Origin of the sequence: Vreelandella glaciei (assembly GCF_013415125.1) — a bacterium.
In the GTDB taxonomy this organism is placed as follows: domain Bacteria; phylum Pseudomonadota; class Gammaproteobacteria; order Pseudomonadales; family Halomonadaceae; genus Vreelandella; species Vreelandella glaciei.
On record NZ_JACCDE010000030.1, the window covers coordinates 36,324 to 49,807 of the forward strand.

Consider the following 13,484-nt stretch of genomic DNA (forward strand, 5'->3'; position numbering starts at 1 on the left):
AAGGGGCGCTCCGACGTGAGGTAATGCCGCTAGCCTAACCCGTGACGAAAGCGTAAAGCTTGAGCCATGTCATGCTATTAGAAGTTGTGTGCCGTAAGAGTCCAGAGCTGCCACAGCGCAAACGCGATAATCGTTAGTGCCGCCACGCTGCGCGTCGCCGGGTGGCGAATCAGGTGGCTTAGCTGGCGCGCAGCGAGGCCAGTGGCGAGCAGCGCCGGCAGGGTGCCTAGCCCAAATGCGCCCATTAGCAGCGCGCCCTGGAGCGGGTCGGCAATCGCCAAGCTCCAGGCCAGCATGGAGTAGACCAGCCCACAGGGTAGCCAGCCCCAAAGTGCGCCTAGCGCGAAGGCTTGAGGGATATACACCACCGGCATTAAGCGCCGCCCCACAGGCTCGATAAAGCGCCATAGACGGCGGCCAACCGCCTCCACTTTGAGCAGCCCTTTCCACCAGTTGGCGATATACAGCGCCATCAGGATCAGCATCAGCGCCGCAAACACTTGTAGCAGCATTCTCGCCGTGGCAGAGAGGGAAAATAGCGTGCCTAGTAGGGCTACCAGCGCACCTGCGCTCATGTAGCTAGTGATGCGACCTGCGTTATAGCTGAGCAGCAAGCCTCCCATACGCGCCGGATGGCGCATGCTGGGGGGCACTGCAAAAGTGAGCGCGCTCATAATGCCACCACACATGCCAATGCAATGGGCGCCGCCCATCAAACCAAACACGAATGCTGCCAGTAGTGGCGGCAGGTCAAGGCCGGTTGGATTCATGGCCGGGGCTCTTGGTCGTCGGACGAGTGTGTGTCGGAGGGGGCAGCAGGGCGGTGCTTGGCTTGTTGTCGCTGGCGTCGCTGTTCGGGGTTGAGGTCGTTTTCATCTTCATCAAACAAAATGCGGTGCGCCGGGCCTTCCAGGTCGTCGAACTGATCATTTTTCACCGCCCAGAAGAATGCCCAGACGGCGAGGCCCAGCAGAATCAGTGAAAGCGGAATGAGTAGATACAGAATCGTCATGCGGTTACCGGTGTTGAAGCGCTTGGCGAAGAGGCTGGCGGCGTCGTACGCCAGCGTGACAGCCGCAGCGCGTTACCCACCACCACTAGCGAGCTGAGCGACATACCAATGGCCGCCAGCCAGGGCGGTACCAGCCCCATTGCCGCCAGCGGCAGTGCCAAAAAGTTGTAGCACACTGACCAAATCATGTTCTGACGCATGATACGCCGCGTCGCGCGGGAAATCTCGATAGCCTCAAAAATCCGCATCAGGCGTGGGCTGAGCAGCACTGCGTCGGCGCGGGTACGGGCGAGATCCGTCGCGCCGTTCATGGCAATCGCCACGTCAGCACCGGCTAACACCGGCACGTCGTTGATGCCGTCGCCGATCATCACCACGGTTTCGCCAGCGGCTTGAAGCTCTTTCATCCGGGCCAGTTTACCTTCGGGGCTGGTGCCTGCGTGCCAGGTAGTAATGTTGAGCTGGTTGGCCAGGCTCTCCACGGCATCGACGGTATCACCGGAGAGCAGCTCCACGGTTAGCCCCTGGGCCTGAAGGGCTTTGATCGTGGCAGCAGCGTCATCACGAATACCATCATGCAGACCAAACCAGGCGCGGGGTTCGCCGTTTTCGCTCAGCAGCAGCCACTGGCCCCTGGCGGGTGCCGCGATGGGGGTATCGGTGGCGCCATCCATTGCGCTATCTATTGCGCCGTTTACTGCAAACCTGGGCTTGCCCAACCGCCAGCGGGCGCCGTTTAAGCTCCCCTCAAGGCCTTGCCCGGTGTGGCTGTGGATCTCTTTGGCTTGCAGCGTGGCATCCCGGAACGGCCGAAAGGCGCGGGCGATGGGGTGTTCTGAGTGGGCCTCTAACGCCGCTGCAATCGCCTGGGCACGCTCGGCGGTTAATTCGCCGAACGGCTGGGTCTGGGTCAGGTGCATTTCGCCGCGGGTCAGCGTGCCGGTTTTATCAAAAATCACCCGGGTAACGTTGGAGAGGGTTTCCATGGCATCGGCGCGGGTAATCAACACGCCGCGCTTACGTAGCTGGCCGTGGCCTGCGGTCAGTGCCGCGGGGGTGGCCAGCGCCAGCGCACAGGGGCAGGTCACCACCAGCACCGAAAGCAGCACCCAGAGCATCCGAGAGGGATCGATAAACCACCAGGTGATCGTCACGCAGGCGGTCACCAGCAGCAGTCGGAGTACAAAGAGGTGGGCCATACGCGCCGCCATCTGCGCAAGCCGCGGACGGCTGGCAAAGGCGCGGTCGGTGAGATCGACAATGCCCGCTACCCGGGCATCGCGCCCGGCGTGAGTCACCCTGATCACCAGCGGGTTTTCCATGTTTTGGCTACCGCCGGTAATGCGGTCGCCCACCCGGCGGGTGACCGGTAGGTATTCGCCGGTCAGCATCGACTCATCCAGGCTCGATTCGCCTTCCTCGATAATGCCATCGGCAGGGACGCCGTGGCCGGGCTTGATTAATACACGGTCGCCGGGGGCGAGTTCGCTGGCGGGTAGAATGCGCTCGCTGCCGTCGCTTTCCAGCCGCGTGGCCGAAATGGGTAACACGCCGCTCAGCGCATTGCCGCTATGGCCGCTGCGGCGTCTGGCGCGGCCTTCTACGTAGCGGGCAAAGAGTAAAAAGAAGGTAAACATCGCCACCGAGTCAAAATAGACCTCGCCGACGTTAAACAGCACCGCGTAGCTGCTGGCAAGGTAAGCCCCGCCAATCGCCAGCGAGACTGGCACATCCATGCCCAGTACCCCGGTGCGCAGATCGCGCAGGGCGTTGCGGAAAAACGGCTGGGCGGAGAAAAACACCACCGGCGTGGCCAGCGCAAAGGAGAGCCAGTGAAACAAGGCATAGAAGTCGTCGCTGATTTCTCCGGGGCCGGAGACATAGATCGGGATCGAAAACATCATCACCTGCATCATGCCCACAGCGGCGATAATTAGCCGTCGCACGTTCATGCGCTCTTCATGCTGCATGCGCGCCTGGGCTTGATCAGGCTCGTAGGGCTGGGCGTCGTAGCCGATGGCGGCCAGTTCCGCCAGCAGCTGCGAGAGCTTCAACCGCTGGGGATTCCAGCTTACCCGCAACCGGTGGTGGGTTAAATTCACCGCGCTGGAGGTGACCCCTTCCAGGGCGTTCAGGCGGTGCTCGATCAGCCATGCACAGGCGGCGCAGGTAATGCCTTCAATGGCGAGGGTAGCTTTGACGTTGCCCTCGTCGCCATCGGGGTGGACAAACTGCGCCTGCAGGCCGGGGTCGTCAAACACCGACCAGGTGTCCGCTTTGGCGGCCTGGCGCTCATCCGGGCGTTCGGGCAGTTCGGTACGGTAGCGGTAGTAGCTCTCTAGGCCACCGTCGACGATGGCATGGGCCACCGCCTCGCAGCCGGGGCAACAAAGCGGGTGGGTATCCTCATCTAGGCTAATCGACCAGGGTGCTCCAGCGGGAACCGGATTGCCGCAGTGGTAGCAGGGGGTGGCGTCGCTCATTCGCTTGCTTTGCGCCCTCCCGGCAGTAGCGCGACGCTATTTTCATTCGGGAACGTCGCTTCACCCGTCAGGCGCCAGTCGGCATCTTCTAGTGCGGGCTGAATCTGTAGGTACCAGCGATAGCGCAGATTGTCAGGCCCTTGGGCGATATAGCGGCCATCACGCACGTGCTCAAGCACAAACGATTGGTCACGGTTATCTTCAGTAGGGAAGATAAGGTCTAAATAGAGCATTTCAGGGCGCGCATCACCGCTTAAATCAACCACGATATCGCTGGTCATCGGATCCAAGCGAAGCTCGGCGCTTAAGTTCAGTGCGCGCGCCTGCTCTTGTTTGGCAAGCACCATATTAATGGCTTTGCCGTGCTCGTAATAATCTTCCTGTACCACCATGCCGTCGAAACTCTTGATCGACATAACGGCAAAGCCGGTGCTGACGATAATCGAAGAGAACAGAATGCCAATTAAAAACCATGGCCAAAACTGCTTATACCAGGGGGTCACCTTCTCGCTAGAGGGTAGGGATGACATAGTCGTTTATCTCCTCATATCGCCCAGGAAGCGGGCGTCCCGCTCAAGGCGAATACGCTCGTCTTGCTGAGCCTGCAGCGTGAATACAATATCGTGACTGGGTTGCTGTAGCTCGTCAGGGCTAGCGGTCACCGTGACAACTTCTAAGCGCGACTCACCCGCAGGCACGTCAATCATATTGCTCTCTAAGGCTAAACTGGGTAACCCGGAAACGCTTAGTTGGTAGGTGTGGTCCTGATCATCAAGGTTACGAATGGTCAGGGTAAACACATTACTAATCAGGCCGTCACGGGTCGTTTGGTAAAGCTGGGTGCGCTCGCGTTCAGCGTCAAAGTTAAGCGGCATGCGGTCGTTAATCGCCCAGGCAAAAGTGCCTATCATTAATACTAATGCCGCAAAGTAGCCTAGCAGGCGAGGGCGCATTATATGGCTCTTTTTGCCCTCAAGCGCGTTTTCGGTGGTGTAGCGTATCAGCCCCCGTGGGTAGCCCATTTTGTCCATCACGCTGTCGCAGGCGTCGATACAGGCGGCGCAGGTGATGCACTCATACTGCAGGCCATCGCGGATATCGATGCCAGTGGGGCAGACCTGCACACACAGGTCGCAGTCGATACAGTCGCCGTAGCCAGCTTGACGCGCTTCCTGATGGCTCAGCCCTTTTTTGCGATGCCCACGGGGTTCGCCGCGGGACTCATCGTAGGAGACAATCAGTGTGTCACGGTCAAACATCACCGATTGAAAGCGGGCATAGGGACACATATAAATGCACACCTGTTCACGCAGCCAACCTGCGTTCAGGTAAGTGAACACCAGGAAAAAGCCCACCCAGAAGTAGGACCAGCCATGGGCTTCAAATGTCGGCAATTCCGCCACTAAATCGCGAATCGGCGTGAAGTAACCCACAAAGGTGATGCCGGTAGCGAGCGCTATCAGTAGCCAAGCGGTGTGTTTAGCGGTTTTACGCCACGCCTTATCCGCTGTCATCGGCTGATCGTCGAGCTTGATACGCCGATTACGCGAGCCTTCGATGCGGTGTTCAAGCCAGATAAACAGAAAGGTCCAAACGCTTTGCGGGCAGGTATAACCACACCACACCCGACCAGCAAAAACAGTAATAAAGAACAGCCCAAAAGCACAGATAATCAACAGCCACGACAGCAGTATGAACTCCTGCGGGTAGAACGTGGCGCTAAAAATATGGAATTCGCGATTAGGCAGGTCGAACAGAATGAGTGGCCGGCCGCCAAGTTTAATCCAGGGCAATAGGAAAAACATCAGCATTAACGCCCAATTAGTACTGCGGCGTAGTTTCTGGAAAATACCTTTAATTTCTCGCACATAAATGTGACGCCGTTTGGCGTACATTTCCTGAGTAACCGGTTGTTGTGGAGGAGTGTGATGCCCCACCGGATTCGGCGTGACGTCTTGGGTTGGTATCTTTTCCATGGCGGTATTCCCGGCTCAGAAGGCAGGAGGGAGTGCACCTAGTCTCGTAAAGGCGGTGCATGGTCAATATTGTATCGGTTTGCGTATAAAGAAAGGGTGCGGTTTGAGGCCGCACCCTTGCTTGGCTAGTAGGGCTGTTTAGTCAATCAGTCCGCTAAGCGCAGGCTATACACGTAGGCGGCGACCAGGTGAACACGCTCTTCACCAATATAAGCCGCTTGCGCCGGCATATGACCGTTACGGCCATTGCGTAGCGTTTGACGGATGGAGTCACCTACCTCTTGGCCGGGCGCCAAGTAGAGCCAGGTATTGTCGGTCAAGTTAGGCGCGCCGAGGGCTGTATTGCCCGTGCCACTTGGGCCGTGGCAAGCCGCACAGACTGCAGTAAAGGTGCTTTCGCCCTGTTCAGCTTGTGCCTCATCATGCGCTTCATCAGACAGCGAGAGCACGTATTGAGTCAGGTTCTCAATATTGTTTTGCCCCAACTGCTGCCAGGAAGGCATTAGCCCGTTACGGCCATTCGTCAGCGTTTGAACGATATTGTCGGGCTCTCCGCCGTATAGCCAGTCGTCATCGGTCAGGTTAGGGAAGCCGTAGCCACCTTGCGCGTTGGAACCGTGACATACCGCGCAGTTGTTCTGGAAAATGCGTTCCGCCACCTGCATCGCTTCGTTATCTTCGGCTAGTTCAGGAATAGGCACTTCCTGATACTGGGCAAAAATCGGTGTGAAGCGTTCTTCCGCTTGCGCAACTTCCTCTTCCCACTGGCCCTCTTGCGACCAGCCCAGCACCCCGGCGTAGTTGCCAAGGCCGGGATAAAGAACGAGATAACCCAACGCAAAAACTACCGTCAGGATGAATAGTTTGAACCACCACTGAGGTAGTGGGTTGTCATACTCTTCAATACCGTCGGCAGCGTGGCCAGTGGTTTCTACGTTGCCTTCAGCATCCGGCGTTTTATCGGTACGACGGTTGGCCAGCAGTATCCATACGCTCAGCGCAATTGTGCCCAGCGTGATGATAATGATCCAGGCACTCCAGAAGCCGGATAGGGAGTCACCCCATAAATTATTCATAACTTCTTATCTCCCCTGTCTTGGCGGGAATGCGCTTCGCTATCGCGTTCATGCGACGCGTGCTTGTCACTGGTCGGTTGCTCATCTTCATCGGCAAAGGGCAGGTTGGCCGCTTCGTCGAAGTCTGGCTTGCGTCGCTTGGAGTACGCCCAGAGGGCGATGCCGATAAAAGCGAAAATCAAGATCAGCGTGATGAGGCCGCGAAAAGTTCCCGTATCCATAACTTAACGAGTGCCCTCGAGCACGGTTCCGAGCTGCTGTAGATACGCGACCAGGGCGGTAATTTCCTGGGTGCCGCGGACATCTGCAGTTGCATTGGCGATATCTTCGTCGGTATACGGCACACCTAACTGACGCAGCGTGCGCATCTTTCTCGGTGTGGCGTCACCATCGAGGGTGTTTTCAAACAGCCAGGGGTAAGCCGGCATAATTGACTCGGGCACTACATCCCGCGGGTTGTAGAGGTGAGCACGGTGCCAGTCGTCGCTATAGCGGCCGCCGACACGTGCCAGATCCGGCCCGGTACGCTTAGAGCCCCACAGGAAGTTGTGCTCATAAACCTGTTCACCCGCCACGTTGTAGTGGCCGTAGCGCTCGGTTTCAGCGCGGAACGGGCGAACCATCTGTGAGTGACAGCCCACGCAGCCTTCACGGCGATAGATGTCACGGCCTTCCAGTTCCAGCGCTGATAGCGGCTCCAGGCCTTCAACCGGCTCGGTGGTCTGCTTCTGGAAAAACAGCGGCACCACCTCAGCCAAGCCGCCGAAACTGATCACGACAAGGATCAACACGGCAAGTAGGCCAACGTTCTTTTCGACAATCTCGTGTTTCATTGGTCTCAACTTCCCCGGTTTAAGCAGCTTGTGGCGCTGAATGGCTGATGGCCTCACGACGCTTAACGGTCATGTAAACGTTGAATGCCATGATCAGCATGCCGGTGACCCAGAAGAGGCCGCCGATTAAGCGCACGAAGTAGCCCGGTGCGCTGGCTTCAACGGCTTCAACGAAGGTGTACATCAAGGTGCCGTCAGGGTTGATCGCACGCCACATCAGACCTTGCAGAATGCCGTTAACCCACATCGAGGCGATGTAAAGTACCGTGCCGATAGTGGCCAGCCAGAAGTGCACGGCAATCAGGTTGACGGAGTGCATTTCAGTGCGACCGAATACGCGCGGAATCAGGTGGTACATTGAGCCGATAGTGATCATCGCTACCCAGCCGAGCGCACCGGAGTGAACGTGGCCAATGGTCCAGTCAGTGTAGTGCGACAGCGCGTTGACCGTTTTGATGGCCATCATCGGGCCTTCAAACGTCGACATACCGTAAAACGATAGGGCCACTACCAAGAAGCGCAGTGTGGGGTCCGTGCGTAGCTTATGCCAAGCGCCTGACAGGGTCATCATGCCGTTGATCATACCGCCCCAGGAGGGCGCCAGTAGGATGATAGACATGATCATGCCTAATGACTGCGCCCAGTTCGGCAGCGCTGTGTAGTGCAGGTGGTGCGGGCCTGCCCACATGTAAATCATGATCAGCGCCCAGAAGTGGACGATGGAAAGACGGTAAGAGTAAATCGGTCGCTCAGCCTGCTTGGGTACGAAGTAGTACATCATGCCCAGGAAGCCGGCGGTCAGGAAGAAGCCTACCGCGTTATGGCCGTACCACCACTGCACCATGGCATCCACCGCACCGGCGTAGATCGAGGTGGAGTACATCGGGGTAACCGGGATCGCCGCGTTGTTAACGATATGCAGCACTGCAACGGTTAAAATAAACGCCGCAAAGAACCAGTTCGCCACATAAATATGCGACGTGGTGCGCTTTTTAATCGTCATCAGGAACACGATGGCATAGCTGATCCAAACGACTGCAATCAAAATATTGATCGGCCACTCTAGCTCAGCGTACTCCTTGGTCGTGGTGTAGCCCATGGGGAGTGACACGATCGCTGAGATAATAACGGCTTGCCAGCCCCAGAACGTAAAGGCCGCCAGCCTGTCCGAGAATAGCCGTGTCTGGCACGTTCGTTGGACAACGTAATAGGACGTTGCAAAAAGCGCCGAGCCACCAAAAGCGAAAATAACGGCGTTAGTGTGTAACGGACGCAGTCGCCCGAAGCTGGTCCAAGGTATGCCGAGGTTCAGTTGCGGCCAAACCAGTTGCGAGGCGAGGATGACACCAACGGTCATTCCCACGATGCCCCACACAACGGTCATAATCGCGAACTGCCGAACTACCTTGTAGTTGTAGGTCGGGTGTTCAAATGCTGTGCTCATTTCATGTTCCCATCGAACGCGGTTAGGGGGTAACCCGTGGCATTTTGCACGGATGCGGCCACCCGCTTGATGATGCAGGTCAAGATCCGACGAGGATTCTAGCGCAGCCGAGGCTTAAGCTGAACATGCCAATAGGTTAATCATTGAATTATTAGGAGCGGTGCATGTCACATTACGCTTTATCTGACTATATTTCGTTGCCGCCAGACGCATTAAGCGAGGAGATTCATCTCGACTCAAGCGGCTGTTATCTGGTGCAGGGCATGGGGCCGTTGGCGGTTCAGGGTGAGGCCAAAATAGGACGCTTGCTGTTTGCCCATGGTGCAGGCGCCGGTCATCAGTCAGCTTTCATGCGTCAATTTGTCACCTCTTTGGCGGGGCAGGGAATACAAGTTCTGTGTATTGACTTTCCTTATATGCAGCAAATGCAGGAAACCGGCAAGCGACGCCCACCGCCACCGATCGCGCAGACCTTGGCTCAGTTTGCCGAGTGGTATGCGCTGCTTAATTCTTTATTCGACGGGCCGCTGTGGATAGGGGGGAAGTCGATGGGCGGCCGCGTGGCGACGCTGTTAGCCAGCCAACAACCGTGCCCTGGTGTCGTGGTGGCCGGTTACCCGTTTCATCCCACCAAAGCGCCGGAAAAGCTTCGTTTGGAACACTGGCCAGCGGTTACTTGCCCCATGCTAGTGATACAAGGTGAGCGAGATCCTTTCGGTACTCAGGAGGAGGTCGCAAGCTATATGCTGCCCGCTAATGCGCAGCTGGCTTGGCTGAAAGATGGCGATCACGATTTCAAGCCGCGGCGCTCTTCTGGGTTAACGCAAACGTTTTTGATTGACGAAGCCACCCAGGTTACGGCATCCTTCGTCCGCGTTCACAGCCAAGGCTTGAAAGAAGAGGGCAACGCGCTAGCTTAAAAGCAGTTTTTAAGCGCAGCATGTTGACATTGAAACAACCTTCTGTAGAATGCAGCGCCACGTGACCAGCGGGTGGTTAGCTCAGTTGGGAGAGCACCAGCCTTACAAGCTGGGGGTCACTGGTTCGAACCCAGTACCACCCACCATGTTTAGTAACACTAATTTATTAGTACTAAAAATGGTTTGAAAACGTGAAGTGAAAAGTAAGAAGCAAAAAGTAAGATGAAGTTTTGATGTGCATAACGGACCGGTAGTTCAGTCGGTTAGAATGCCGGCCTGTCACGCCGGAGGTCGCGAGTTCGAGTCTCGTCCGGTCCGCCAACATCAAATAACTATCTGCTTGATAAGTAATTAGCTTTAAAGTGTGTTATCGCAATTCGGACCGGTAGTTCAGTCGGTTAGAATGCCGGCCTGTCACGCCGGAGGTCGCGAGTTCGAGTCTCGTCCGGTCCGCCACGATAACTGCTAAGCAAGGTTGATAAGCGACTGTGGTGCTTATTGACAAATTGGGTGGTTAGCTCAGTTGGGAGAGCACCAGCCTTACAAGCTGGGGGTCACTGGTTCGAACCCAGTACCACCCACCATCGCCTACCATTTGAAGCGCCTCTGAACCGCTGAAAATGCTATGCATACGATGGTTGTAGTAGTAATGCGCCTTAACGTGGACCGGTAGTTCAGTCGGTTAGAATGCCGGCCTGTCACGCCGGAGGTCGCGAGTTCGAGTCTCGTCCGGTCCGCCATTAAGCGCTTAGATTGAAAATGTAATATCGGCATCAGTCGAACGAATTCCAAAAAAGCCCGGATCATTGATCCGGGCTTTTTTATTGCGTGCAGCCTACGGGCTGCCCGCTGCATTAGCCGATAGCGCTAACACCTGCTTTGGCAACCTGTACGTCCTGGTCGGGTTTAACGCCGGAAATACCTACGGCACCCACCACATGGCCATCCACTGTGATCGGCACACCACCTGAAAGTAGACCCTGCAGCGGCGCAGAAAGAAACGCTGTACGGCCGCCGTTAATCATCTCTTCAAATACCTGGGTCTCTTTACGACCTAGCGCTGCGCTGCGCGCTTTTTGCGTGGCAACATCGGCACTGAAAGGGGCAGCACCATCTAAGCGGCGCAGGCCCAATAAGTGGCCGCCGTCGTCGGTTACTGCGATAGTGACCGGCCAGTTATTGCTGTCGGCTTCTTTTTGCGCCGCGTCTAATACATTGATGACATCGGCTTGAGCGAGGATGGCTTTTGTTTGCATGGGGTAATCCTTTTTAAGGCAGGGAGTGAGTCGCCGCGCTATTAAGTAGCAGCGCGGCGGTAGGGGGTAAAGAGTAACAACCAGCGCTAGGGAAGTGCCGCATCGACGATTTCAACCCAGTGGCGCACCGGCGTACGGTTGGCTCCAGCCAAGTGGGTTTGACAGCCGATATTGGCAGTGACAATCATCTCTGGATTACCGGCCTCCAGGGCATTGAGCTTATTGTCGCGCAGTTGGGTGGCAATTTCCGGTTGAGTAATCGAGTAAGTGCCCGCCGAGCCGCAGCAGAGATGCGCATCCTGCACCGGCGTTAACGAAAAGCCGAGCTTGGTGAGTACGCCTTCCACTGCACCGTTAAGCTTTTGCGCGTGTTGCAGCGTACAAGGGCAGTGAAATGCCAGCCGCTTGGATTCTTTAACGTTCAATGCTTCCAGGGGCTCATCGCGCAAGATTTCGACAATATCTTTGGCCAAAGTGCTGACCTTTTGCGCTTTAACGGCGTATTCAGGGTCATCCTTGAGCATATAGCCATACTCTTTAACAAAGGCGCCGCAACCGCTGGCGGTTTGAACGATGGCTTCAGCGCCTTGTTCAATATATGGCCACCAAGCGTCAATATTGGCGCGCATACGAGCCCGCCCATCGTCCTGGGCGTTGAGGTGAAAATCAACCGCGCCACAGCAGCCTGCTTTAGCCACCGGCGTTACGCTAATGCCGAGCCGATCTAGGATCCGCGCGGTAGCCGCATTGGTATTGGGTGACAGCCCCGGCTGCACGCAGCCTTCCAGAATCAGCACTTGCCGGGTATGACGGTTTGCGTCGGGGCGTGCACCTGCATCTATGGGCGCTGCGGGCATTTTACTGCGTAGCTTGCTAGGCACCAGCGGCTTAAAGGTTTGGCCCAGCTTTAGCAGTGCCTGAAAGCGTTTAGGCTCGACCATCATTTTCCGCAGTGCATAGCGCTGGGCCCGCTCGCCAGCAGGACGGGGAACCCGGCGCTCAATTTCGGCACGGCCAATATTGAGTAGCTTGTGGTACTCCACGCCGGAAGGGCAGGTAGTTTCACAGTTAAGGCAGGTCAGGCAGCGGTCAAGGTGCAGGCGAGTCTCTTCGGTGACTTGGTCGTCATCGTCGCGGCTCTCAAGCAGCTCCTTCATCAGATAAATACGCCCGCGGGGGCCGTCGCGCTCATCGCCCAACAGCTGGTAGGTGGGGCAGGTGGCGTTACAGAAACCGCAGTGAACGCAGGTGCGCAAAATGCTATCTGCTTCCTGAATGTGCGGCTTCTGACGGTCGGCATCGGTAAATTGCGTCTGCATGTCAGCTCTCCTGATTAAAACGCCGCATAAAGACGACTGGGATTGAATATGCCATGGGCATCCAGCTCCGCCTTTAAATTACGATGATATTTTTCCACTACCTTATTGAGCGGCGTGAAAGGGTCGGCGGCGCCTCCCTGGGCGTGCGGCGTGTAGCAGGTGGCATGGCCGCCTGCTGCCGCGCAGGCGGCGCGCAGGGTGCTGGCATCCAGCGATGTTTTTACCCAGCGCTGACAGCCCGCCCAATCGTAAAAGATATCCGCTTCGGGAATATCCAGTGCTAGCGGCGACGTATGCGGAGGCAGCGATAACCGCCACAGCGCTTGGTCGTCGCTGAGTTGGAAGAAATCGTGGGTATGGTCGCGTAGCGAGGTCCAGAAGCTGGCATCGAGCGGCTCGCCGTTTAGCTGCGCTTGCGTCGCGCTGACAGAGCTGTTGCCACCCTCTAAGCGCAGAAAAAGCTCACCGTTATGCCAGGCTGCCGCCGTGATCGGCAGCGGCTTGCGACCCAGCTCGGCAAGCTTTTTAAGCGCGTCTTCAAGATTAATGGGCAGGCGTAAGCTGTGCGTAGCGTTGGGAATGGGCAGCACTTTAAACGAGATATCGGTCAGCACGCCAAGTGTTCCTTGAGCACCAGCCATCAAGCGCGAAAGATCGTAACCGGCGACATTCTTCATTACCTCGCCGCCAAAGCGCAGCAGCTTGCCCTCTTGAGTGATGACCCGAGTGCCAAGCACGAAGTCCCGCGCTGCGCCTGCCCAGGGGCGGCGCGGGCCGGAAAGGCCGGTCGCGACCGCGCCACCAATGGTCGAGGCTTCGCCAAACATGGGCGGCTCAAACCCCAGCATCTGGTGTTTCTCTGCCAACGCTGCTTGAAGGGCGCTTAGCCGCGTGCCAGCGCGCACGGTGACCACCAGCTCCACCGGATCGTAGCTGACAATGCCACTATGTTCGGCCATCTGCAGCGCTTGGCCATCCACCGGTCGGCCATAAAAGGCGCGGGTATCGCCGCCTACAATGCGAAGCGGAGTGCGTGTCTCATATGCGCTGCGCACCTGATCACAAAGGGTGTCAGCGATATCGCGGTCGGCGGCATGCATCGCTAATTCGGTCATGGTCTATTCCAATATTTATTTTGCCTAGTGGTTATCTTGACTAGGTCACT

At 57.0% G+C, this 13,484-nt stretch carries 13 protein-coding genes and 5 tRNA genes; 6 read left to right on the forward strand and 12 right to left on the reverse strand.

Annotated elements, in window-relative coordinates:
- Positions 1-77 precede the first annotated feature (77 nt).
- The 9 genes from HZS80_RS17990 to ccoN form a co-directional block, all read right to left on the reverse strand.
- Positions 78-770, reverse strand: a complete 693-nt coding sequence (locus HZS80_RS17990) for a sulfite exporter TauE/SafE family protein (protein ID WP_035562216.1) — start codon at positions 768-770, stop codon at positions 78-80.
- Positions 767-1,012, reverse strand: coding sequence for a cbb3-type cytochrome oxidase assembly protein CcoS (ccoS, locus tag HZS80_RS17995; RefSeq protein WP_035562219.1), 246 nt, complete (start codon positions 1,010-1,012; stop codon positions 767-769). The genes HZS80_RS17990 and ccoS overlap by 4 nt, the downstream gene beginning before the upstream one ends.
- Complete coding sequence (locus HZS80_RS18000; protein WP_179916843.1) at positions 1,009-3,495, reverse strand: heavy metal translocating P-type ATPase; 2,487 nt, start codon at positions 3,493-3,495, stop codon at positions 1,009-1,011. Before HZS80_RS18000 ends, ccoS begins: the two co-directional genes overlap by 4 nt.
- Positions 3,492-4,025 (reverse strand): FixH family protein, encoded by a 534-nt coding sequence (locus tag HZS80_RS18005; RefSeq protein ID WP_179916844.1) that lies wholly within the window; start codon positions 4,023-4,025, stop codon positions 3,492-3,494. Before HZS80_RS18005 ends, HZS80_RS18000 begins: the two co-directional genes overlap by 4 nt.
- Positions 4,026-4,031: 6 nt before the next feature.
- The gene (gene ccoG / locus HZS80_RS18010) at positions 4,032-5,471 is read right to left on the reverse strand and encodes a cytochrome c oxidase accessory protein CcoG (protein WP_179916845.1); all 1,440 of its coding nucleotides are present in this window, start codon (positions 5,469-5,471) and stop codon (positions 4,032-4,034) included.
- A 146-nt stretch (positions 5,472-5,617) separates the two neighbouring features.
- Positions 5,618-6,547 carry a cytochrome-c oxidase, cbb3-type subunit III gene (ccoP, locus tag HZS80_RS18015; RefSeq protein WP_035562233.1) on the reverse strand — a complete coding sequence of 310 codons (930 nt, stop codon included), beginning with the start codon at positions 6,545-6,547 and terminating at the stop codon, positions 5,618-5,620.
- Positions 6,544-6,768 carry a CcoQ/FixQ family Cbb3-type cytochrome c oxidase assembly chaperone gene (locus HZS80_RS18020; protein WP_008955980.1) on the reverse strand — a complete coding sequence of 75 codons (225 nt, stop codon included), beginning with the start codon at positions 6,766-6,768 and terminating at the stop codon, positions 6,544-6,546. Before HZS80_RS18020 ends, ccoP begins: the two co-directional genes overlap by 4 nt.
- A 3-nt stretch (positions 6,769-6,771) precedes the next feature.
- Positions 6,772-7,380 carry a cytochrome-c oxidase, cbb3-type subunit II gene (gene ccoO / locus HZS80_RS18025; RefSeq protein ID WP_008955981.1) on the reverse strand — a complete coding sequence of 203 codons (609 nt, stop codon included), beginning with the start codon at positions 7,378-7,380 and terminating at the stop codon, positions 6,772-6,774.
- A gap of 19 nt (positions 7,381-7,399) precedes the next feature.
- Positions 7,400-8,824 (reverse strand): cytochrome-c oxidase, cbb3-type subunit I, encoded by a 1,425-nt coding sequence (gene ccoN / locus HZS80_RS18030; protein WP_035562239.1) that lies wholly within the window; start codon positions 8,822-8,824, stop codon positions 7,400-7,402.
- Positions 8,825-8,988: 164 nt separating this feature from the next.
- On the opposite strand from ccoN, the gene HZS80_RS18035 reads away from it, so the two are divergent.
- From HZS80_RS18035 to HZS80_RS18060, 6 genes are all read left to right on the forward strand, one after another.
- A complete protein-coding gene (locus HZS80_RS18035) occupies positions 8,989-9,744 on the forward strand; it encodes an alpha/beta fold hydrolase (RefSeq protein WP_179916846.1) in 756 nt (251 codons plus the stop codon).
- Between the two features lie 70 nt (positions 9,745-9,814).
- A tRNA-Val gene (locus tag HZS80_RS18040) sits at positions 9,815-9,890 on the forward strand.
- Positions 9,891-9,988: 98 nt separating this feature from the next.
- Positions 9,989-10,065 (forward strand) — tRNA-Asp (locus HZS80_RS18045).
- Positions 10,066-10,123: 58 nt separating this feature from the next.
- Positions 10,124-10,200: transfer RNA gene (locus tag HZS80_RS18050), tRNA-Asp, on the forward strand.
- A 52-nt stretch (positions 10,201-10,252) separates the two neighbouring features.
- Positions 10,253-10,328 (forward strand) — tRNA-Val (locus tag HZS80_RS18055).
- Positions 10,329-10,407: 79 nt separating this feature from the next.
- A tRNA-Asp gene (locus HZS80_RS18060) sits at positions 10,408-10,484 on the forward strand.
- A gap of 114 nt (positions 10,485-10,598) precedes the next feature.
- Here the strand turns inward: HZS80_RS18060 and HZS80_RS18065 are convergent.
- The 3 genes from HZS80_RS18065 to glcE all read right to left on the reverse strand — a co-directional run bounded on the left by HZS80_RS18065 (position 10,599) and on the right by glcE (position 13,434).
- Positions 10,599-11,000: a heme-binding protein gene (locus tag HZS80_RS18065; protein WP_035562244.1), complete on the reverse strand. Its 402-nt coding sequence runs from the start codon at positions 10,998-11,000 to the stop codon at positions 10,599-10,601.
- An 86-nt stretch (positions 11,001-11,086) separates the two neighbouring features.
- Positions 11,087-12,319 carry a glycolate oxidase subunit GlcF gene (glcF, locus tag HZS80_RS18070; RefSeq protein ID WP_179916847.1) on the reverse strand — a complete coding sequence of 411 codons (1,233 nt, stop codon included), beginning with the start codon at positions 12,317-12,319 and terminating at the stop codon, positions 11,087-11,089.
- Positions 12,320-12,333: 14 nt separating this feature from the next.
- Positions 12,334-13,434 carry a glycolate oxidase subunit GlcE gene (gene glcE, locus HZS80_RS18075; RefSeq protein WP_179916848.1) on the reverse strand — a complete coding sequence of 367 codons (1,101 nt, stop codon included), beginning with the start codon at positions 13,432-13,434 and terminating at the stop codon, positions 12,334-12,336.
- Positions 13,435-13,484 lie beyond the last annotated feature (50 nt).

Excerpts from the sequence above, each read along its gene's own strand:
- HZS80_RS17990 (WP_035562216.1), bottom strand. The coding sequence starts at position 770 with ATGAATCCAACCGGCCTTGACCTGCCGCCACTACTGGCAGCATTCGTG.
- ccoS (WP_035562219.1), bottom strand. The coding sequence starts at position 1,012 with ATGACGATTCTGTATCTACTCATTCCGCTTTCACTGATTCTGCTGGGC.
- HZS80_RS18000 (WP_179916843.1), bottom strand. The coding sequence starts at position 3,495 with ATGAGCGACGCCACCCCCTGCTACCACTGCGGCAATCCGGTTCCCGCT.
- HZS80_RS18005 (WP_179916844.1), bottom strand. The coding sequence starts at position 4,025 with ATGTCATCCCTACCCTCTAGCGAGAAGGTGACCCCCTGGTATAAGCAG.
- ccoG (WP_179916845.1), bottom strand. The coding sequence starts at position 5,471 with ATGGAAAAGATACCAACCCAAGACGTCACGCCGAATCCGGTGGGGCAT.
- ccoP (WP_035562233.1), bottom strand. The coding sequence starts at position 6,547 with ATGAATAATTTATGGGGTGACTCCCTATCCGGCTTCTGGAGTGCCTGG.
- HZS80_RS18020 (WP_008955980.1), bottom strand. The coding sequence starts at position 6,768 with ATGGATACGGGAACTTTTCGCGGCCTCATCACGCTGATCTTGATTTTC.
- ccoO (WP_008955981.1), bottom strand. The coding sequence starts at position 7,380 with ATGAAACACGAGATTGTCGAAAAGAACGTTGGCCTACTTGCCGTGTTG.
- ccoN (WP_035562239.1), bottom strand. The coding sequence starts at position 8,824 with ATGAGCACAGCATTTGAACACCCGACCTACAACTACAAGGTAGTTCGG.
- HZS80_RS18035 (WP_179916846.1), top strand. The coding sequence starts at position 8,989 with ATGTCACATTACGCTTTATCTGACTATATTTCGTTGCCGCCAGACGCA.
- HZS80_RS18065 (WP_035562244.1), bottom strand. The coding sequence starts at position 11,000 with ATGCAAACAAAAGCCATCCTCGCTCAAGCCGATGTCATCAATGTATTA.
- glcF (WP_179916847.1), bottom strand. The coding sequence starts at position 12,319 with ATGCAGACGCAATTTACCGATGCCGACCGTCAGAAGCCGCACATTCAG.
- glcE (WP_179916848.1), bottom strand. The coding sequence starts at position 13,434 with ATGACCGAATTAGCGATGCATGCCGCCGACCGCGATATCGCTGACACC.